The 18,999-nt window shown below is 41.4% G+C and carries 17 protein-coding genes and 1 pseudogene; 7 read left to right on the top strand and 11 right to left on the bottom strand.

Going from position 1 to position 18,999, the window contains the following annotated elements; genetic code table 11:
* Window positions 1-63: 63 nt before the first annotated feature.
* The 3 genes from FCR06_RS23930 to FCR06_RS23920 all read right to left on the bottom strand — a co-directional run bounded on the left by FCR06_RS23930 (window position 64) and on the right by FCR06_RS23920 (window position 1,115).
* On the bottom strand, window positions 64-366 hold the full coding sequence (locus FCR06_RS23930; protein ID WP_138504191.1) for a EutN/CcmL family microcompartment protein: 303 nt from the start codon (window positions 364-366) through the stop codon (window positions 64-66).
* A 6-nt stretch (window positions 367-372) separates the two neighbouring features.
* Window positions 373-717, bottom strand: coding sequence for a carbon dioxide-concentrating mechanism protein CcmK (locus FCR06_RS23925; RefSeq protein WP_010995041.1), 345 nt, complete (start codon window positions 715-717; stop codon window positions 373-375).
* 89 nt (window positions 718-806) lie between these two features.
* Complete coding sequence (locus tag FCR06_RS23920; RefSeq protein ID WP_015209255.1) at window positions 807-1,115, bottom strand: carbon dioxide-concentrating mechanism protein CcmK; 309 nt, start codon at window positions 1,113-1,115, stop codon at window positions 807-809.
* 657 nt (window positions 1,116-1,772) lie between these two features.
* Between FCR06_RS23920 and FCR06_RS23915 the strand changes: the two genes are divergently transcribed.
* The 3 genes from FCR06_RS23915 (at window position 1,773) to FCR06_RS23900 (ending at window position 6,497) form a co-directional block, all read left to right on the top strand.
* Window positions 1,773-3,629 (top strand): NAD(P)H-quinone oxidoreductase subunit F, encoded by a 1,857-nt coding sequence (locus FCR06_RS23915; protein WP_138504189.1) that lies wholly within the window; start codon window positions 1,773-1,775, stop codon window positions 3,627-3,629.
* A 79-nt stretch (window positions 3,630-3,708) separates the two neighbouring features.
* A complete protein-coding gene (locus FCR06_RS23910; protein WP_138504187.1) occupies window positions 3,709-5,214 on the top strand; it encodes an NADH-quinone oxidoreductase subunit M in 1,506 nt (501 codons plus the stop codon).
* Between the two features lie 152 nt (window positions 5,215-5,366).
* A complete protein-coding gene (locus tag FCR06_RS23900; protein WP_138504183.1) occupies window positions 5,367-6,497 on the top strand; it encodes a CO2 hydration protein in 1,131 nt (376 codons plus the stop codon).
* A 17-nt stretch (window positions 6,498-6,514) separates the two neighbouring features.
* Here the strand turns inward: FCR06_RS23900 and FCR06_RS23895 are convergent, their stop codons facing one another.
* Window positions 6,515-7,258 carry a Uma2 family endonuclease gene (locus FCR06_RS23895; protein ID WP_138504181.1) on the bottom strand — a complete coding sequence of 248 codons (744 nt, stop codon included), beginning with the start codon at window positions 7,256-7,258 and terminating at the stop codon, window positions 6,515-6,517.
* Between the two features lie 137 nt (window positions 7,259-7,395).
* On the opposite strand from FCR06_RS23895, the gene FCR06_RS23890 reads away from it, so the two are divergent.
* Together FCR06_RS23890 and FCR06_RS23885 are read left to right on the top strand one after the other, a co-directional pair.
* Window positions 7,396-8,424 (top strand): serine/threonine protein kinase, encoded by a 1,029-nt coding sequence (locus FCR06_RS23890; protein ID WP_138504180.1) that lies wholly within the window; start codon window positions 7,396-7,398, stop codon window positions 8,422-8,424.
* Window positions 8,425-8,567: 143 nt separating this feature from the next.
* Complete coding sequence (locus FCR06_RS23885) at window positions 8,568-9,902, top strand: serine/threonine protein kinase (protein ID WP_138504178.1); 1,335 nt, start codon at window positions 8,568-8,570, stop codon at window positions 9,900-9,902.
* 239 nt (window positions 9,903-10,141) lie between these two features.
* On the opposite strand, the gene FCR06_RS32940 is transcribed toward FCR06_RS23885, so the two are convergent.
* The 3 genes from FCR06_RS32940 to FCR06_RS23875 all read right to left on the bottom strand — a co-directional run bounded on the left by FCR06_RS32940 (window position 10,142) and on the right by FCR06_RS23875 (window position 10,762).
* A complete protein-coding gene (locus tag FCR06_RS32940) occupies window positions 10,142-10,321 on the bottom strand; it encodes a hypothetical protein (protein ID WP_189523550.1) in 180 nt (59 codons plus the stop codon).
* A gap of 92 nt (window positions 10,322-10,413) precedes the next feature.
* Window positions 10,414-10,554: a hypothetical protein gene (locus FCR06_RS32935; RefSeq protein ID WP_189523549.1), complete on the bottom strand. Its 141-nt coding sequence runs from the start codon at window positions 10,552-10,554 to the stop codon at window positions 10,414-10,416.
* Window positions 10,555-10,573: 19 nt separating this feature from the next.
* Window positions 10,574-10,762 (bottom strand): hypothetical protein, encoded by a 189-nt coding sequence (locus FCR06_RS23875; RefSeq protein ID WP_138504176.1) that lies wholly within the window; start codon window positions 10,760-10,762, stop codon window positions 10,574-10,576.
* 123 nt (window positions 10,763-10,885) lie between these two features.
* On the opposite strand from FCR06_RS23875, the gene FCR06_RS23870 reads away from it, so the two are divergent.
* Window positions 10,886-11,263, top strand: a complete 378-nt coding sequence (locus tag FCR06_RS23870; RefSeq protein ID WP_138504174.1) for a hypothetical protein — start codon at window positions 10,886-10,888, stop codon at window positions 11,261-11,263.
* A 106-nt stretch (window positions 11,264-11,369) separates the two neighbouring features.
* Here FCR06_RS23870 and FCR06_RS23865 read toward each other — a convergent pair.
* The 4 genes and pseudogenes from FCR06_RS23865 to petH form a co-directional block, all read right to left on the bottom strand.
* Window positions 11,370-11,772 (bottom strand): annotated as a pseudogene (locus tag FCR06_RS23865) (Uma2 family endonuclease); the annotation flags it as partial.
* A gap of 21 nt (window positions 11,773-11,793) precedes the next feature.
* Window positions 11,794-12,315 (bottom strand): DUF3592 domain-containing protein, encoded by a 522-nt coding sequence (locus FCR06_RS23860; RefSeq protein WP_138504173.1) that lies wholly within the window; start codon window positions 12,313-12,315, stop codon window positions 11,794-11,796.
* 459 nt (window positions 12,316-12,774) lie between these two features.
* Window positions 12,775-14,103 (bottom strand): homoserine dehydrogenase, encoded by a 1,329-nt coding sequence (locus FCR06_RS23855; protein WP_138504263.1) that lies wholly within the window; start codon window positions 14,101-14,103, stop codon window positions 12,775-12,777.
* A 321-nt stretch (window positions 14,104-14,424) separates the two neighbouring features.
* The gene (petH, locus tag FCR06_RS23850; protein ID WP_138504170.1) at window positions 14,425-15,747 is read right to left on the bottom strand and encodes a ferredoxin--NADP reductase; all 1,323 of its coding nucleotides are present in this window, start codon (window positions 15,745-15,747) and stop codon (window positions 14,425-14,427) included.
* 1,356 nt (window positions 15,748-17,103) lie between these two features.
* Here petH and FCR06_RS23845 point away from each other — a divergent pair.
* The gene (locus tag FCR06_RS23845; RefSeq protein WP_138504168.1) at window positions 17,104-18,108 is read left to right on the top strand and encodes a phosphoribulokinase; all 1,005 of its coding nucleotides are present in this window, start codon (window positions 17,104-17,106) and stop codon (window positions 18,106-18,108) included.
* Window positions 18,109-18,999: the final 891 nt, after the last annotated feature.

The raw sequence follows: 18,999 nt of genomic DNA, 5'->3' as shown, positions 1-18,999 counted from the left end.
CCTTTGTTACTCACTAATTACTAATGACCAATGACTAAATGACCAATGACTAATGACTAATGACTACCTATATTGATCTTTTTTACTGTAAATTAGGCGATCTGCTAGGTGAATGGTGTCTATAATTGCCACCACTGCTGCATCTAATGGACGCTGTTCATTACCAACAACTTGACGAGCGGCACTGCCACGAGTGACGAGTACCCACTCATCTACTCCTGCTCCCACAGTATCTGCTGCTACTTCGTACTGTGGTAGGATATTTCCGTCTTCATCCACTAATTGTAACAACAGTAGCTTCACACCTCTAAGACTTGGGTCTTTTTGGGTGCTAACTACTGTGCCCCGAACTTTGGCAACTTGCATTACAAATTATGGTCTTCTACCAAAAGGACGAATTGCATTCACATTTTCCCGGAATTGCTCTACGTCTTCTGTATAACGAATTGGCAGGACGTATTCTAAGTTTTCGTGAGGACGAGCAATGATATGAGTAGACAGTACTTGTCCGCCGTTGACTCGCTTGACAGATTCAACTCCTGCGGCCACGGAAGCTTGAACTTCCGATACGTCTCCCCGCACAATCACTGTCACTCGACCACTACCGATTTTTTCATAACCTACTAGAGTCACACGGGCTGCTTTCACCATTGCATCAGCAGCTTCAACTACCGCTGGAAAGCCTAGCGTTTCAACCATTCCTACTGCGATCGACATTAGTTTTAATCCTTATTTAAAGTTTTAGCCTTGGACACAAATGATGCTCAAAAAACTAGAAAGCATTAATTACTTTGTTTAAACGGCTTTTAGGTACGGAACTGTTCCACAGCTTCTGTGTAACGTATCGGCAAGACGTACTCAAGGTTTTCGTGAGGACGAGCAATAATGTGTGTGGATAACACTTCACCACCATTGACTCTTCTGGCCGCTTCCACCCCAGCAGCTACGGAAGCTTGAACTTCCGATACATCTCCCCTAACTATCACGGTGACGCGAGCGCTACCAATTTTCTCGTATCCTACTAAAGTGACACGGGCAGCTTTTACCATCGCATCAGCAGCTTCCACGACTGCTGGAAAGCCCTTCGTTTCAATCATTCCAACTGCAATTGGCATCGCAGAACTCCTACAAAATTAATCCAATCGGTACTGTTCTTTGAAAATTTTGACGGGGAGAGCTTGATCTTAGAGCTAAGAAAACACTTCCAAATTAAGCATAGGAAAGCTTGGCGTCCCTGGCAATATAAATCACTATAATAGTTTATGATAAAAAAGTTTTAAAAAACTTAACAAAAATTTATCTGTCTCTATGAGCAATTAAAGTTCGCTGATTCCTAGAGCAGCCACTTATGCTTTATAATTTCTTTATGACATTTAGAAAACGAGATTCATAGCCAAGGCTAATTCGATCTTGGAAGGGACGAGGAGTCGCTGTATGTTCTGCTGCCTCTACCTTTGCTCATTTTTTGCTACATCTACAAGGACTAGGTGAAAAACATATAATTTTTTCAAATATATCGTATAAATTACTTTGGTCAAAGTAGAAATACAAATGTAAAAACAAAGATGATGTTAAGGCAAGTAAATGCTTTTGCTTATATGAAGTTATATTTTACTGAAGTTTAATAGGGTAAAAGTAAGTAAAAATACTCCGAAGTTCTAGTAAAAACAATAGTAAAGAAAGATTGAGGTTTTGGCAAATTAATTTTATGAAACAAATAGTTGTCTGAAAGCTTTTTTAAAATCAAGGCTAAGTCGTCAAGGGAAATTTAAATGAGTCAATTTTTATTTTTAACAAGTTGGTTTGTGCCTTTGTATAGCTTATTAGGCGCAATTTTGACCTTACCGTGGGGATTGGGAATAATCCGGCGAACAGGGCCAAGGCCTGCGGCATACATCAACTTGTTGACGACGCTTTTGGCTTTTGTCCATAGCTTGTTTGTATTTAAAGATATTTGGGATAAAGAACCAGAAAAGTTATTGGTTAATTGGTTCAAAGTTGCGGATTTAGACTTATCCTTTGCCTTAGAACTCTCACCAGTGAGTATAGGCGCAACAGTTTTAATTACAGGGTTAAGCTTACTGGCACAAGTTTACGCCTTAGGTTACATGGAAAAAGACTGGTCGTTAGCACGTTTTTTTGCGTTGCTGGGATTTTTTGAAGCAGCGTTGAGTGCTCTAGCAATCAGTGATTCTCTATTTTTCAGCTATGCTCTTTTGGAAGTCCTAACACTTTCAACTTACTTGCTGGTGGGGTTCTGGTATGCTCAACCGTTAGTGGTGACAGCAGCGCGAGATGCATTCTTAACCAAACGGGTGGGAGACTTATTACTGCTGATGGCTGTAGTTACCCTTTCCACCTTGGCTGGCAGTTTGAACTTTTCCGATTTAGATGAGTGGGCGCAAACAGCTAATTTAAGCCCAATCACATCGACATTATTGGGGTTGGCTTTAATTGCTGGGCCTGCGGGGAAATGTGCCCAGTTTCCCCTGCACCTGTGGTTAGATGAAGCAATGGAAGGGCCGAACCCCGCCTCAGTAATGCGAAATTCCTTGGTAGTAGCTGGTGGTGCTTATTTGCTATTTAAACTGCAACCATTGTTAGCCCTCTCGCCAGTTGCCTTGAATGTTTTGGTAGTTATGGGCACGGTAACGGCAATTGGTGCAACATTAGTATCCATAGCTCAAATAGATATTAAACGAGCCTTATCTCATTCTACCAGTGCATACATGGGGTTAGCGTTTTTGGCAGTGGGCTTGCAGCAAGGGGGTGTAGCCTTGATGTTGCTGTTAACCCATGCGATCGCTAAAGCATTATTATTTATGAGTTCTGGTTCAGTAATATTAACTACCCAAAGCCAAGACTTAACGGAAATGGGCGGTCTGTGGTCAAGGATGCCAGCTACCACCACTGCCTACGTTGTCGGTTCGGCAGGAATGGTCACACTTCTACCACTAGGAAGCTTCTGGGCAATGTTAGCATGGGCTGACGGTTTTGTAAGTATTAGCCCTTGGGTGATTGGAGTTTTATTATTAGTCAATGGCTTGACAGCATTGAACTTGACCAGAGTATTTAGATTAGTTTTTTGGGGTAAACCGCAACAGAAGACCCGCCGTACTCCAGAAGTTGGTTGGTCAATGGCCTTGCCAATGGTGACTTTAATAGTATTGACTTTACTTTTACCCCTGATGCTACAGCAATGGTATTTGCTACCTGATTGGGAAAGTATCAATTGGTATGTAGCATTAGCGTTGTTTGCTTCTACAGTAATAGGAGTAGTTGTCGGCTCTACAGTTTATCTGCACAAAGCTTGGTCAAGATCGAGAATTTTAGCATGGAGATTTTTCCAAGATTTGTTGGGTTATGACTTTTATATAGACCGAGTTTATCGACTCACCATAGTGAATGCAGTTGCACTGCTATCTAAGATTTCTGCTTGGAGCGATCGCTATTTGGTTGACGGTATAGTGAACTTAGTTGGCTTTGCTACAATTTTTGGCGGACAAAGTTTAAAGTACAGCATTTCTGGACAATCCCAAGGTTATATGTTGACCATCCTAGCAGTCGTCAGCATCCTGGGCTTTTTCATCAGCTGGTCATTAGGTTTATTCAATAAATTGCCTTTTTAAGTAGAGACGCGATTAATCTGCGTCTTTCCAAGTTTCTCCGGTTGCCTCCCCATCCCCTCATCCCCCTTACCTAAAGTTTATGCTTAGTGCTTTAATTCTGGTGCCGTTGATTGGCGCAGCTTTAATTGGTTTCTGGCCCTCTGGCATTAGTGGGAAACTTGCCCGTGGGGTAGCTTTGGGCTTTGCGATTAGTGTTTTGTTTTTGACAATTGTATTAACAATTCAGTTCCGTCCTGGAGAGGTGAGTCAACAATTTGCCGAGTCTGTTCCTTGGATAGATGCTTTAGGCTTGAACTATAACTTAGGAGTAGATGGTTTATCTTTGCCATTGCTGGTTTTAAATGGACTGTTAACTTGCATTGCCATCTACAGTAGCGATGAATCCCTTGGGCGTCCCAAATTGTATTACTCTTTAATACTACTGTTAAGTGTTGGGGTGACTGGAGCTTTTTTAGCACAGGATTTACTGCTATTTTTCCTGTTTTACGAGTTGGAGTTAATTCCGCTATATCTGTTGATAGCTATTTGGGGTGGTACAAGACGGGGTTATGCTGCAACAAAATTTCTCATTTATACTGCCGTTTCCGGAATCCTGATTTTAGCAAGTTTCTTAGGCATGGTTTGGCTGAGTGGTTCATCTAACTTTGCATTAGCAAGCTTGAACACTACAACTTTACCTTTAGCAACACAACTTTTATTGTTAGTGGGAATTTTGGTAGGTTTTGGGATAAAAATTCCCTTAGTTCCCTTCCATACTTGGTTGCCAGATGCTCACGTTGAAGCTTCCACACCGATTTCCGTGCTTTTGGCTGGAGTACTGTTGAAGTTGGGAACTTACGGCTTACTACGATTTGGCATGAACTTGTTACCAGAAGCTTGGAGTTATCTGGCTCCTTGGTTAGCAATTTGGGCAGTAATAAGTGTATTGTATGGTTCATCCTGTGCGATCGCCCAAACAGATATGAAAAAAATGGTAGCGTACAGTTCTATTGGACACATGGGCTATGTGCTGATAGCGGCGGCAGCAGCTACACCTTTAAGTGTGTTAGGTGCTGTCATGCAAATGATTAGCCACGGCTTGATTTCCGCAATGCTGTTTTTGCTGGTGGGAGTTGTGTATAAAAAAGCTGGGAGCCGCGATTTAGAAATCATTAGAGGACTGCTGAACCCAGAACGCGGTATGCCAGTAATCGGTAGCTTGATGATTGTTGGAGTCATGGCCAGCGCTGGTATACCGGGGATGTTAGGGTTTATTTCCGAATTCGTAGTTTATCGGGGCAGTTTTGCAGTTTTTCCAGTACAAACACTGTTGTGCATGATTGGTACGGGTTTAACAGCGGTTTACTTTTTATTACTTATGAACCGCGCCTTTTTTGGACGTTTATCTTCACCTGTTGTCAACTTACCACGCGTGTATTGGAGCGATCGCATTCCCGCTGCAATCTTAGCCTTGCTAATTGTAATTTTTGGCATCCAGCCCTCTTGGTTATCACGCTGGACTGAACCAACAATTACAGCGATGGTGAATACTCAAAATGTTGTAGCAACAGTGTCCTTGGATAAGAAAATGGGGAGTGGGGAGTAGGGAGTGGGGAGATGAGGAGGTGTGGGGAGTGTGGGGAGTGTGGGAGAAAAAATTTATACTTCTGGCTTTCGCCTCTTCTCCATCCTCCCACACCTCCCACACTCCCTGTTTGCCTGCTGCCCCATACCCAATACTATTATGGAGAACTAGCAATGGTAACTATTAGAAATAAATTCACTAACGAACCTTTACCTGAGTTTATTGAACGCTTGCAAACAGGACAGGCATTACTTACCGATACTCCAGAAAATGTCGTGGAAGTAGTTGGTATTCTCAAAAGCTATGGCGTAGTTATAGATGCCTATTCAGTAAATCTGAATTACATTGCCGAGCATCAGTTTTTAGTATTTTTCCCATTTTTTAAATACTTTAATGGAAAAGTATCTTTTCAGAAATTACTGCGTCACTGGTKGCACGATCGCATTAATTTTGAATATGCCGAGTATTGCATGAAAGGCATGATGTGGCATGGTGGCGGCGGTTTAGACACATATTTAGATACAGAAGAATTTAAAGAAAGAGCGCAAGCTGTCATCACAGCTAAATTTAAAAATAATCCTTTAATTTTAGGCGTTAACCAACTGTTTCCGGAGTTTTTAACCGAACAGTTACGCGTTTCTGCTTATTACACTGGTTTAGGTCAATTTTGGCGAGTCATGGCTGATATTTTCCTCAGCTTATCAGACCGCTACGACAAAGGCGAAATCAAATCGATTCCCCAAATTGTAGACCATATTAAAGCAGGATTAGTGGAAAATGCATCCAAGCCAATTACCTACACAGTCAAAGTTCGAGAAAAACTCTATGATATCATTCCCCAAGACGTTGGTTTGACTTTCTTAGCAGACACAGCAATACCTTATGTAGAAGCAGTTTTCTTTAGAGGAACACCTTTCCACGGTACAGTTTCATACAACGCCCAAGCTTATCAAATCTCCCCAGATCAAAGTCGATTCCAATATGGCGCATTATACGCCGATCCTTTGCCCATCGGCGGCGCAGGTATTCCTCCCACCTTGTTGATGCAAGATATGCGTCATTATCTGCCAGAGTACTTGCATGAAATTTATCGTCACAGTCTTCGGGGAGAAGATGATTTGCGAGTGCAAATTTGCATGACTTTCCAAAAATCGATGTTTTGCGTGACCACAGCAGCGATTTTGGGACTAGCGCCTTATCCAATAGATACCAAAGATCCATCTGAGGAAAAAGCTAATCGAGTTTATTTCGGAAAGTGGATGAGTCGCTTAGAAACTTCGCGGTTGTTGGATGTGAATAAATAGTTGACTTTTGATAAAATTTATGCGTCTGGTTCAATGCCTAGAGAGCGCAATTGAGCAGCTAGGCGTTCTGCTCTTCGGCGTTCTTGCTCGGCTCTTTGATGTTCTTGCTCGGCTCTTTCTTCGCCCGTCAACAACAAATTACCTTGTAAATCCCACCAGCGCAGCCAAGGTAATTCCATATTCTGATATTGTCCCTGCCATATACCTAACTCAACCTCTAAAGAATGTATAGGATAATGTCCACGTTCATTTGCTGTTAATAACTGATATTCTCCACCAATTAATTCATAAACTTCTACACTGGCTTTATTCACTTCATAAATGCCGTAGAAGGGAGGCCGAATCACTTGCTCATAAATCCAAAATTTACCCTTCCAAGGAGTTTTATCTCGCTCCTCTCTACCGTCTCCAGAAACAAATTCTAATACAATCAATGGGGCAATAAACTCTCGCCATAATACATAAGACCTGCGCGTTTGCCCCTCGAGAGTAGGTGGTACATTTCCTACATAGAACCAATCTGGTGCTGCGGCGCCTTTTTCTGGGGGGTCAGTCATCCGCCAGTAGATACCGCTATCTTGACCAATGCAGTATTGTCCATCAGGATGACGCTTTTCCAATATCGGTTTTATTGAGTCGGTAAGGAGAATACTTTGAGGATGTTCCTGAAAGTTTTTCACGAATGTACCGTCAGACTCAGGAAGTTGTGTATGGTCTGGGAATGGGGTAAGGTCGGTTGCAGGATTGGTTGCAGAGGTCATAAGGTTACCTTTGCAGGAGTAAGGATTGTTTTTTATTTAGTTTAGCAAGCGATCGCAGTCTTTCTGTCAAAGCTAGGCTCAAGTTATTAAGGCTCTCTTGTGTGAGAATTAATCTAAGYATTTTGGGAGTTGCAAAGATGGCTTGGGTAGCTGGCGATCGCTTGCAAGGTGGAAAATACACCATTGAAAGAGAGTTGGGAAGAGGACGCTTTGGTATCACCTATTTGGTCAAAAATCAGAATGGCGATCGCCAAGTCATTAAAACCTTAAATGACAACTTACTAAATTCCCTGAACCAGTTGGAACGCGGACGACTGGAAACAATGTTTTGGCAAGAGGCGGTAAAACTTACTCAATGTAAACACAAACATATTGTGCAGGTTGCAGAACCGTTCAAAGAAGGAGAACACTGGTGTTTAGTAATGGAATATGTCGATGGTGTCAGTTTAGCTGACCGTCGCCAACAAATACTTTCTGAATCAGAGGCTTTACGCTACATTAAACAAATTGGAGAAGCACTGATTAAAGTACATGAAAATCGGTTGATTCATCGAGATGTACATCCAGGAAATATCTTTTTGCGAGTGCGAGAAGGACAGCCGGAAGCGGTGCTAATTGATTTCGGTTTAGCTCTCGATTTCGACCATATCTTAACCACAAGTAGAACTAAGGAAACTTCTGAGGGATTTACACCGCCTGAGCTTTATGCTCAACATACTAAACCAACTGGAGCATATAGCGATATCTATTCTTTAGCTGCAACTCTTTATGTGCTTCTGACTGGAAAAACACCAGTCAGTGCGCTCAAACGTAAGGTGGACAATGCTCCTTTAGTGGAACCGAAAAAACATAATCCTCAGATTAGCGATCGCACAAACCGCGCAATTTTAATAGGTATGAAGCTAGATCAGAAACAGCGATCGCAATCAATGCGGGAATGGCTCGATTCTTTGGGTTTGACTGGAGAAAACTTGCAGCCTTCAGTAATTGAACCCCCTAAAACTAACTCAAATTGGGAGCGAAACATCCAGTTTTGGGGAGTGGTGATAGCGGCGATCGCAGTTTTTGTAAGCTTACTTGCAGCCATACCTTCTTGGATTCCTATTTTCAACCCATCTAACAAACCGTCACAGTCTCCCAGTCCATCATCTACAAAAACACCGTAGATTYAGCTCAACTTTCATTGTGTGTTGTGCAAAATTCTGCAAAGCTGTATTATTTATGAAACACACTTAAGTCATAGAAAACACCCATATCCAACTTTTTTAAACTGTTTTAATTACGAATTACGAATTATTTAGAGGTTTTCATGCCTTGGACAATTGGACAACGATTACAAGGTGGCAAATATGTAATTGATATAGTCTTGGGACAGGGTGGATTTGGGATTACTTATAAAGCATTGCATATTGAGCTAGACCAGACAGTAGTCATCAAGACACCCAATGAATTTCTCAGTCATGATCCAGAATATGACAAGTATATAGAGCGATTTATCCAAGAAGGGCGGATACTTGCACGGTTATCTAAAGACTCCCATCCTCATATTGTGGGAGTGATTGATTTGTTTTGGGAAGGTACTACCCACTGTTTGGTAATGGACTTTGTTGAGGGAGAAAATTTGTTTGAAGCGGTGAGGCGTAGGGGGGCTTTACCAGAAGCGGAGATTCTACCCTGCATCCGCCAGATTGGGGAAGCTTTGAGCGTAGTGCATCAAGCAGGTTTAGTACATAGAGATGCCCATCCTGGAAACATCATGGTGCGGAGAAATGGCAAAGCCGTTTTAATTGACTTTGGAATCGCCAAAGAACTTTTACCTAAAACTTTGAGTTCAAAGGGTATCGCGGGTAATGAAGGGTTTGCGCCCTATGAACAGATGAGCAGAGGCAGTCGAGAGCCAACAGTGGATGTTTATTGTTTGGCTGCCACACTATATTATGCGATAACAGGTCAGTGCCCTACAGCTTCTCTGGCTCGCAAGCTCGATAATGCTCTTTTGACTCCACCTAAACAAATTAATCCAAGGATCAGCGATCAATTAAATCAAGCAATTCTCAAGGGTATGGCGCTGGAGGCAAAAGACCGCCCTCAGTCAATACAGGTATGGTTAGCAATGTTAGAAGCACTAAAAGCAACGCCTCCACCATCTGTTGATCTAGTTCATAAAAAAGAAGTTGTCCGTTCCAAAGCCAAGCTCAACTCAGAAGCAATTCCAGGTAAACCAGCTACTAAATCACCTAGAATTATTCCCTGGGGCTGGTTGGTTGGTGTATTATTAAGCTACTTATTAATAGGCTACTTGTTAGCCGCGTTAAAGGCTTCGTATATAGTTTGGGCTGTAGCTGTAACCGTGGCTAGTGCTTGGGCTGTAGCTGTAACTGTGGCTAGTACTTGGGCTATAGCTGTAGGCGTGGCTGGTGCTGTGGCTGGGGCTGTGGCTGTGGCTGGGGCTGTGGCTGGGGCTGTGACTGAGGTTGTACTTTGGGTTGTGGCTTGGGTTGTGGTTTGGGTTGTGGCTGAGGCTGGAGATGAATTACGAAAATCTTTTAGCAAGGTTTATACTTTTCTAATTTTAGCTAGCACTTCTAGTCTAGGCTTGGGTTTGGGATGGTTAGGATATAGGATTTTTAATACAGGTTCATAGCTTACTCAAGCTCTAGAAGCTAAATGACAAAAGATTTTGTAGCTGTTGTATCGAGTAGAAAAATGATGTCTAACAACAAGCCGCTGCGCGTCTACGCACCTTTAACCTCATACCAAAATATTAAATTTTCGGATCAATACCAAACGCTGGTTTTAAAAGCTTTGTTATAGAAGATAAGCTAAGTAAATAAACTGATATCTACATTAAAATAGTCCGCCAGCGCTTCTGCTTGAGTTTTACTAATAGTGCGATTCGCGAAGCGTCTTCCAGAAAGAATTGCCATTAACAATTTGCAAGGTAATTTCCAATAAACCAATCACCTCAGCGAATGCTTCGCTTGTAGTATCGCGTGGGTCATTTTTGCATTTATCCTTATCATATTCAGCGTGAGTTAAGCAGATGGCCCAAAAGAGAGCCAATATAATATTCTATTGATTGGTTCACCACCTAACCAAGAATCTCCCGATTTGAATTCGGGAGAGTGTCAAAAAACCCAAATGTATTGTCTTTATCAAGCAACAACCTCTTGCTTAGGCTTCCGCACTGGACGCTTGCGTTCGCTGCGACGAACGCCCCCTGCCATTTTGTACTCATCGCTATTCTTGCCATACTTTGCAGCTACGCTGACTAACACGTGTTCTGTTAATTCCATCAGCGACTTTTCGGCTAATTCAAGTTTTCTTTTTCTTGTCTAGCGCTTCCTGGATTGCTTCTCTACAAAATTGTGCAGGATCGTCTTGTGCTTTCACTTCATCCTTCATTTTTTCAGTAGCGCGAAAACTAATAGTAGTTGATAGTGGTTCTTCTCTTTGTGATTCAAATGGTCTCAAACTTTCTGGGTTACCTTTTGGATTAGGCATTATGTATAAATGTAAATATAAGCCTGAAACACTCGTTTGCAACTGTTTAATATTTATTTGGTGGTTATCTAACTTTGGCGAGTACAGCAACCACCAATATCCCAAGCAAAATGAGACAATTCTATGTTTACACGATCGGAACTTGAAATCAAAACCATTGCTGAACTACGCTTGCTGTGTGAGCGTTATGGATTACGACCCACTGGTAAATCAGTACAGAAGGTAAGCTATATCACATCGTTGATTGCATTTGCGGCGATCGCACTTAACCAGCTACAACAAGGGAAAGGATTACGAAGATTATCTTTTGGCAGCTTTCAATCTATCGGCGCGGCACTAGATGAAATGAATTCTCCCACAGTCGAACAAGCAGCATTAATCAAGGCAAGCCTAGAAGGCAAATATTTGAGCGCACCTAGTCGCTGGGAGCAGGAGAAACTGCTTAACCTGTACAAAGCTAAACTGCTGCTAGAGCAAGTTATGGACTTGCTAGCGGACTAATTTATTTCCCTAGCCTCAATAACCCTTCTGTGAGTCCTCTTGTTAGGGGACTTTTTTAGTGACTATTGCCAAATACTTAAACTTCCGGTTCAATGCCAAGCGATGTCTAACAACAAGCCACTTTGTGTCTACGCAATTGGGCAGTTAAGCGATCGGCTCTTTGGCTTTCTAATTCCGCCCTTTGACTTTCTAATTCTGCTCTTTGGCTTTCCTGTTGTGCCCTTTCATCACCAGTCAACAACAAATTATCTTGTAAATCCGACCACCGCAACCAAGGCAATTCGACATTTTGATAAACTCCTTGCCAAATACCTAACTCAACTCCCAAGCGTTGAATCGGATAATGTCCGCGCTCATTTGCTGTTAATAACTGATATTGTCCACCAATTAATTCACACATAAGACCTGCGCGTTTGTCCATCGAGCAAAGGTGGTACATTTCCTACATAAAACCAATATGGAGCTTCTGCACCCTTTTCTAGAGCGTCTGTCAAGCGCCAGTAAATACCTAACAGAATAAACTTTTGGGCTTATCTTGCGTGCAATTCATACTTGATCTGTGCTACTTTAAAAAACCCTATTCCAAAAAGCGTAAGAAATAATCCCCATCCAATTGGCTGCTTAACTCTATCAAGAATACTAAGCTTTCCATTAACTATTGCCTGCTGAGGATTATCAGGATTATATAATATCTCTACCTTTCTTCCCCGGCAACAAATATCATTAGCTTTAAACTTAACTATTTTTTCTTGTTTAGTTTTAAACTCAATAATAGACACATAATGTACGGTTTCTACATAAGCCCCCAAACCTCCCCCTGAGATATATCCTGATTTCTCGGTTATAATCTCAGTAACGATACCTGCGGTTGAAAAACCTCTCTTCTCTAAGTTAGCCACTGTTTGATAGCTTAACAAAGCATAAATTAATAGTCCTATTCCCCCCAAAGTAGAGACCATTGCCCACAGTCTATCAACTCTTAGTTCCTTTTGGCTGTCTCTCTTACGCTGCTGTTTTATCTGTTCCGAAACACTTTTTTCGTAGGACTTCATCAGACTTTCCTCAAAGCTGCAAATAGGTGTTCAGCGGATACACGGATAAATATCTCTGAGCTTTAATCTTTTAATTTAAAAGACTAGTTACACGGATAAGCTATTTTTGCTCACTTAATACAACACCTTTAATATTACAGTATAACTACAACTGTGTTTTATGTAATCACACTTTGGATAATGACTGCGTTTGATAGGCTTTGTTGTATGAATGAAGAAAAATGCTAAATTTTACTTGGTAATTACAGAAGAGCGCAACAGTTAAACTGTATTTTTATTCTCCATTACCCATTACCAACCCTCACAGATATCATAAGTATTCAACCAGACATGATATAAGGGTTGTTTTTCAGTGTAGCTTGACATCAGCCTAAGGCTTTCTCAACAGCTAGGCTTCTGGGTTCAACGCCGAGCGATGTCTGACGACAAGCCACTTCGTGTCTACCTATTCATCTAATCTTAAAGTACGCGCAGTAAGCTGGGAATGCTTTCTATCGCTTCTAAATTCTCAATTTCTGCCAAAGCTTGCCGAAAGTTGCCTTCTGGCACATCATGGGTAACAACCACAATCTCTGCTAGTTCCCCCTGAAAGCCAGTTTGGACGATTGACTCTAAGCTGACGCCATAGTTACCAAAGCAAGTACCTAATTTACCGATAACTCCAGGTTGATCATTCGTGAGAAAACGGGCGTAAAACCGAGTGATCAATTCTGCCATTGGCGCAATTTGGCTATATTCATCATGTCCGCAAGCTAATAAAGGATTCAGCGAACCTATTTGGGATTGATCTAATTTCTCAGTGGTGACTCTTTGCGTTTTTAAAGTAGCAGCTAAATTCAAGATATCTGAGGTTACAGCACTGGCGGTTGCACCAGCACCAGCACCAGGGCCAAAAAACATTACCTGCCCAATGGGTTCTCCTTCCACAAGAATGGCATTGTAAACACCATTGATGCTAGCCAAAGGATGCGCTTGGGGTACTAATGTCGGATGAACTCTCAACGACAAAGGAGATGAGGGAGATGAGGGAGTGATTCTTTTGGCGATCGCTAACAATTTAATCACAAATCCCAACTTTTCGGCGTAGGCAATATCTGTTTTGCTGACTTGCCGAATTCCCTCGGTATACACATCTTTGAGGTTGATACGTCCACCAAAGCCTAATGACGCTAGGATGGCAATTTTATCGGCTGCGTCTAAGCCATCAATATCGGCTGTGGGGTCAGCTTCAGCATAACCCAAGCGCTGAGCATCAGCTAAGACATCGCTGAAGTTGCTGCCTTCTGTTTGCATCCGTGTAAGGATGTAGTTAGTTGTACCATTAACAATGCCAGTTACAGTGTGAATGCGGTTAACACTTAAGGACTGCTTGAGCGGTTGAATTACCGGAATTCCACCACCCACAGCAGCTTCTAACATCACGTATACGCCGGATTGATTGGCAGTTGTGAAAATTTCTGCCCCAAAGCGAGCAATTGCTGCTTTATTTGCAGTGACTACGTGCTTGCCATTACTTAAAGCTTTGAGGATTAGCGATCGCGCTGGTTCTAGTCCACCTATAACTTCGACTATTATATCTACTGCCGGATCGTTGACAATAGCTTCCAAATCTGTAGTCAATACATCCGTGGGCAATTGTACTGCACGGGGTTTATCTAGTGATCGTACTCCTACTCGGTAGATTTCTATTTCTTGCAACAACGGGTGACGCCCAGTTTTATCTTGCAACAACTGCACTGTACCCGTTCCTACGGTTCCTAATCCCAGTATTCCCAGTTTCACACCCACAAATTTTGTACCCAATTTCACCAACAACAATTGTAGGTAGAGCATATTAATGCCCTACCTACTAATTATCCTTCTTCATTTGTCATTTGTTTTTAGTCATTCGTCCTCTATTACAAAGTGACGCTCCTGTCTTGAAAAGTTCAGAGACGCTCGCGGACTCGCTACCGCTGTGCTAACCGATGCCTCCGGCAAGCAGCCCTCCGGGCTTCTACGCCGGAAGCTAGCGCTCAACGCCACTTGCTTTCCAACGCAGTGCGCTGAGGTAGCGATGGCTCGACTTTGCGCTCTGTCTAAAACTAATGACCAATGACTAATGACTACTTAGTATGTTTCTACGTGCCAGCGATGGGCTTTCTTGAGTTCCTTCTGATAATCACTCCAAGTAACGCCTTCTTTAGCTGCTGCTGCTGTTAAAGCTGCATCAATACCTTCTTCCATACCTCGCAAACCGCAGATGTAGGTGTGGGTTTTTTCATTTTTAATCAATTGCCACAATTCATCAGCATGTTCTGCTACGCGGTCTTGAATATACATTCTACCGCCTTGGGGATTTTTCTGTTCGCGACTGATAGCAGGAGTCAGGCGGAAGTTATTGGGATATTTTTCTTGAATTTCTTCCAGTTCTTCCTTATATAAAAGGTTTGGAGTTGTAGGTACACCAAATATTAGCCAAGAAAATCCCTTAAATTCGTATTCTGGGTTAGCTGCTTTTTCAGCATCTTTAAACTGACGCCACAGGTAAGCCCGCATCGGCGCAATACCTGTTCCGGTTGCCATCATGATTATATTGGCATCCGGGTCTTCGGGTAACAACATTTCCTTACCCACTGGGCCTGTAATTTTCACATCTTCCCCAGGTTTGAGGAAACACAAGTGAGTAGAGCAAACACCGTACACTGTTTCGCCAGTTTCTGGGTGCTTGTACTCTAACTGACGAACACACAGTGATACTGTCTTATCATCTACATCATCGCCATGACGAGTTGAGGCAATGGAATACAGTCTGAGTTTTTCCGGCTTGCCGTTCTTGTCCACTCCTGGTGGAATAATGCCGATACTTTGACCTTCTATGTACTTCAAATCACTACCAGACAGGTCAAACTTAATATGCTGAACAATACCAATTCCGTCTTCTTTGACTAACGCCTCATTAGATATTACCTTGCCAATAAACGGAGCATTGGGACGGTAAGTGTTAACAGGAACGTCACCTTTTTTGGCTTTCGCTTGAGTCATGGTGTTGCCTTTCTTGTCCTTGTTCTTGAGCTGTTGTTCAGCTTTAACTTCACTGTTAGTATTCACAGGTGTGGCTTTACCATTTCCTTCACCGTTAGCAGCTTCCCCAGATTTAGCTAACTCACTCTCTTCGCTGTTAGCATTTCCAAGTGAGGCTTTGCCATTAACTTGCTGTAGTGCGGTTATAGGCTGGATGCTAACAATTGTGCCGCCTAGACGAGTGATACGTCGCATTTCTTGATTCATGCGGTTGTAAGGCACTCTGATGAACACACTGCCACTTTTACGAATTGGGTAGTTCGTTTGATCGGTTTCTTCGCTCTGACGCAGACCTACCACTTCATAGAGGAAGACGCGGCTACCTAATTGTGTGTTGGCAGCACTCTCAACAGCACCTTGATTGTACATTCGTTCTACCACTCCGATATTTACTTAACCGTTTTTCAAAAAAACTATTCCCCTACCTTCCCAGCTTTAGTTTACCGGATTTTTGTTTCACAAAACTGGCTTTTTGGAAAAACAGCATCATCAATTGATGCCTTGCTAAGTACACTCACCGAAGACATGCAGGCATAGTAAAAAACACACCTGTTCACCTTCTAAGGTAAAGGATAAGTCTTTTGGAGAATGTTAATAATGAATCAATTTAATCTTTTCTTCGTTAACTACCACCGATACTTTGATTTGCTAACTTTTATCTACAAATACATCATGCCGCATAATACAGTACAAGCCGTATCAATTGATGCACTTCAAAGCATATTCTACTTGGTTTTATTTAATGAAATCTAGTAGTGCCTCGAAATGTTCTTAAGCTTTTTGTCGCTCGAACGTATTTTGCTACATGAGTAGTACAATTTCAGCTACAAATATAACGATACAGAGAACTGCGATTTAAGTAACTATAATCAGTTTCACTTGATGTGATAAATCTGTCAACCTCCATCAGTGGCTTGTGATTACAGTTTATAATTTTACTTCTAAGTGTAAACCTGAATGGAATTGCTCCTAATTCTACTATTTTCTCAACAAAAGTACTTCCTTACTGTATCCTTTGTAATTTCCTCGCTATTACTACTAAATTTACTTACTCTTTTTACTGTGCTTGACTCTTGCAGATATTTAATACAAAAAGCTTGTATTAGCAAGATTTTCACCTATTGGTAAAAGGCGATCGCCTTTGAGATATCTGATTAAATTTTACTGTTTTGGCGAATGGAATCGTTGAATGTTTACAACACCTACACTCCTATTTGACCATATCCATAAATTTACATGCAATAATTCTGCTCACGCAAGTTAGCAAGTCATTCGTTAGATAGATTTTGGTCTCCAATAGAAGAATGTCAAAAATTTTGCCAATGAAATATATTATACTATTACAAATCATTACATTGAGTCAGAAGTCACAGACTGATAGCAGTACAACACTTACGGGTGCTGCCAAAATTTGTTTGAAAATTAATAACTGAATCATCAAATTTATTGGTAAACCACACTAATTCTTCTAAAGGACAAATCTTGTATGGGATACCCCATTCTGTTAAAATCAAATATACCACTAGGATTAAATACTTACCGGCACTAAGATTCAGGCTAGTCCAACGATTAGCAACTTACTAGTTTTGATGTTGTCTACCTGTTGATGTCTTATAGCTGTGCTGGGTAGCAAGAACGCAGGACAAACCGAAGGGGTAAACTCCTGGCTTCAAAATCTGCTGTGTGAAAAATTATTGACACAACTTTAGTATTTAGAGGAGATTTATGACAAGTAAGCCGGAACGCGTGGTACTGATTGGAGTAGCCGGAGACTCTGGTTGCGGTAAATCTACGTTKTTGCGTCGTTTAATAGATCTGTTTGGTGAAGATTTAATGACAGTCATCTGCTTGGATGACTATCACTCCTTAGATCGCAAACAACGTAAAGAAACGGGGATAACCGCACTAGACCCCAGGGCGAACAATTTTGACCTAATGTATGAGCAAATTAAAGCGCTCAAAAATGGTCAAGCGATTGATAAGCCGATTTATAACCACGAAACCGGTTTGATCGATCCGCCAGAGCGGGTGAAGCCGAATCATATTATAGTGGTTGAAGGACTGCATCCTTTATATGATGAGCGGGTGCGATCGCTAATTGATTTCAGCGTTTATTTTGACATTAGTGATGAAGTCAAAATTGCTTGGAAAATCCAACGAGATATGGCTGAGCGTGGTCATGGCTACGATGATGTCTTAGCGCAAATCAATTCCCGCAAACCTGATTTTGAAAAGTTTATCGAACCACAAAGAGAATTTGCAGACGTAGTTCTTCAGGTATTGCCTACCAACTTAATCAAAAACGACACCGAGCGTCGAGTCTTACGTGTACGTATGCTCCAGCGCGAAGGTAAGGAAGGCTTTGAACCAACCTACCTATTTGATCAAGGGTCAACAATTAACTGGACTCCCTGTGGACGTAAGCTTACCTGTTCGTATCCGGGTATGCAGTTATACTATGGTTCAGATGTATACTACGGACGTTACGTCTCAGTATTAGAGGTAGATGGTCAATTTGACAACCTAGAAGAAGTAATTTACATCGAAACTCATCTCAGCAATACATCCACCAAATATCAAGGTGAGTTAACTCACTTGTTACTCCAGCACCGTGAATATCCAGGTTCCAATAACGGAACTGGTTTGTTCCAAGTGCTTACAGGTTTGAAAATGCGGGCTGCCTATGAGCGGTTGACAGCTACGGAAGCAAAGTTAGCAGTTCAGGTCTAAAGCAGCAGTGTTTGTGTCAAAGCTTAGCAGGGGCACTTTTAGGAGTGTCCCATTTTTTTGTATTCTTAATATCAGAAAATAATTAGTGCAAATTCCATACCAAGCAATCGAAAACAGCGTTGAAAGTCTCTTGGTGAGTGAAGTTTGAAGTAGGAAGTTGGGAGAAATTAGATAATTATACGCCTCCTGCTTTCTGCCGACGCTCACGGACACGGCTTAGTTGCGCTAATCCTGCCTCTTGCCTCATCCCACAAAATCGCATTGCTCCCAATGCCATTAACAATGGTGCGATGCGATGGTCTTAACTTAGATGTCGGGTTTGTGCCTTTAGAAATTTCAACAAATTGCTGCAATGCAAAATATATCTCGCAAGATAGCTGCTTTTTAGCTATATATATGCTTTATAAATTTAGCACAAGTACTTAGAGCATAAAATAGTTAAAAACTAGAGATAAAAATGTTTTTTAACTTACGTATAAACGTTTATATGTTCAAGGAGTGGTGCGAGAACAACTGTGTTATATAGAAACGCCTATAGAAGAATCTGCAATATCTAGTAGAGTCTTCAGAACAAACTAAAAAAGCGGGTTTTTAGAAATTAGTAATACTAAGTGTATTTTCAGAAATTACTTTATATATTTTGGCATTTTATTTTATTTCACTGCCTAAAAAATTTATCAATAACTATTTAAGTATGACTATTATTTATTACTATCTTTAGGATGCCTAATTACCTGACTATAGTAAGATGTGAGCTCACTATCTCAACTGTTATTATATTTTTTAAAGAGAAATTCCAGTTGACGTAACGAGGTAAGTAATGGCAATTAAATTGAAGGTTCCGAATATTAAAGGTGATGATTGCGCCAAGAAAATAACTAAATCTATTCA

It is taken from the genome of Nostoc sp. PA-18-2419 (assembly GCF_005869855.1).
Classification (GTDB): domain Bacteria; phylum Cyanobacteriota; class Cyanobacteriia; order Cyanobacteriales; family Nostocaceae; genus Nostoc.
The sequence above is the reverse complement of the archived record's forward strand: the minus strand, read 5'-3'. Positions and strand labels throughout refer to the sequence as shown.

Bases quoted from the DNA above. Each gene is read 5' to 3' on its own strand.
- FCR06_RS23895 (WP_138504181.1), bottom strand. From the start codon at position 7,258: ATGACCTCTGCAACCAATCCTGCAACCGACCTTACCCCATTCCCAGAC.
- FCR06_RS23925 (WP_010995041.1), bottom strand. From the start codon at position 717: ATGTCGATCGCAGTAGGAATGGTTGAAACGCTAGGCTTTCCAGCGGTA.
- FCR06_RS32935 (WP_189523549.1), bottom strand. From the start codon at position 10,554: ATGGAATTAACAGAACACGTGTTAGTCAGCGTAGCTGCAAAGTATGGC.
- FCR06_RS23860 (WP_138504173.1), bottom strand. From the start codon at position 12,315: ATGAAGTCCTACGAAAAAAGTGTTTCGGAACAGATAAAACAGCAGCGT.
- FCR06_RS23870 (WP_138504174.1), top strand. From the start codon at position 10,886: ATGTTTACACGATCGGAACTTGAAATCAAAACCATTGCTGAACTACGC.
- petH (WP_138504170.1), bottom strand. From the start codon at position 15,747: ATGTACAATCAAGGTGCTGTTGAGAGTGCTGCCAACACACAATTAGGT.
- FCR06_RS23915 (WP_138504189.1), top strand. From the start codon at position 1,773: ATGAGTCAATTTTTATTTTTAACAAGTTGGTTTGTGCCTTTGTATAGC.
- FCR06_RS23885 (WP_138504178.1), top strand. From the start codon at position 8,568: ATGCCTTGGACAATTGGACAACGATTACAAGGTGGCAAATATGTAATT.
- FCR06_RS23910 (WP_138504187.1), top strand. From the start codon at position 3,709: ATGCTTAGTGCTTTAATTCTGGTGCCGTTGATTGGCGCAGCTTTAATT.
- FCR06_RS23920 (WP_015209255.1), bottom strand. From the start codon at position 1,115: ATGCCAATTGCAGTTGGAATGATTGAAACGAAGGGCTTTCCAGCAGTC.
- FCR06_RS23875 (WP_138504176.1), bottom strand. From the start codon at position 10,762: ATGCCTAATCCAAAAGGTAACCCAGAAAGTTTGAGACCATTTGAATCA.
- FCR06_RS23890 (WP_138504180.1), top strand. From the start codon at position 7,396: ATGGCTTGGGTAGCTGGCGATCGCTTGCAAGGTGGAAAATACACCATT.
- FCR06_RS23930 (WP_138504191.1), bottom strand. From the start codon at position 366: ATGCAAGTTGCCAAAGTTCGGGGCACAGTAGTTAGCACCCAAAAAGAC.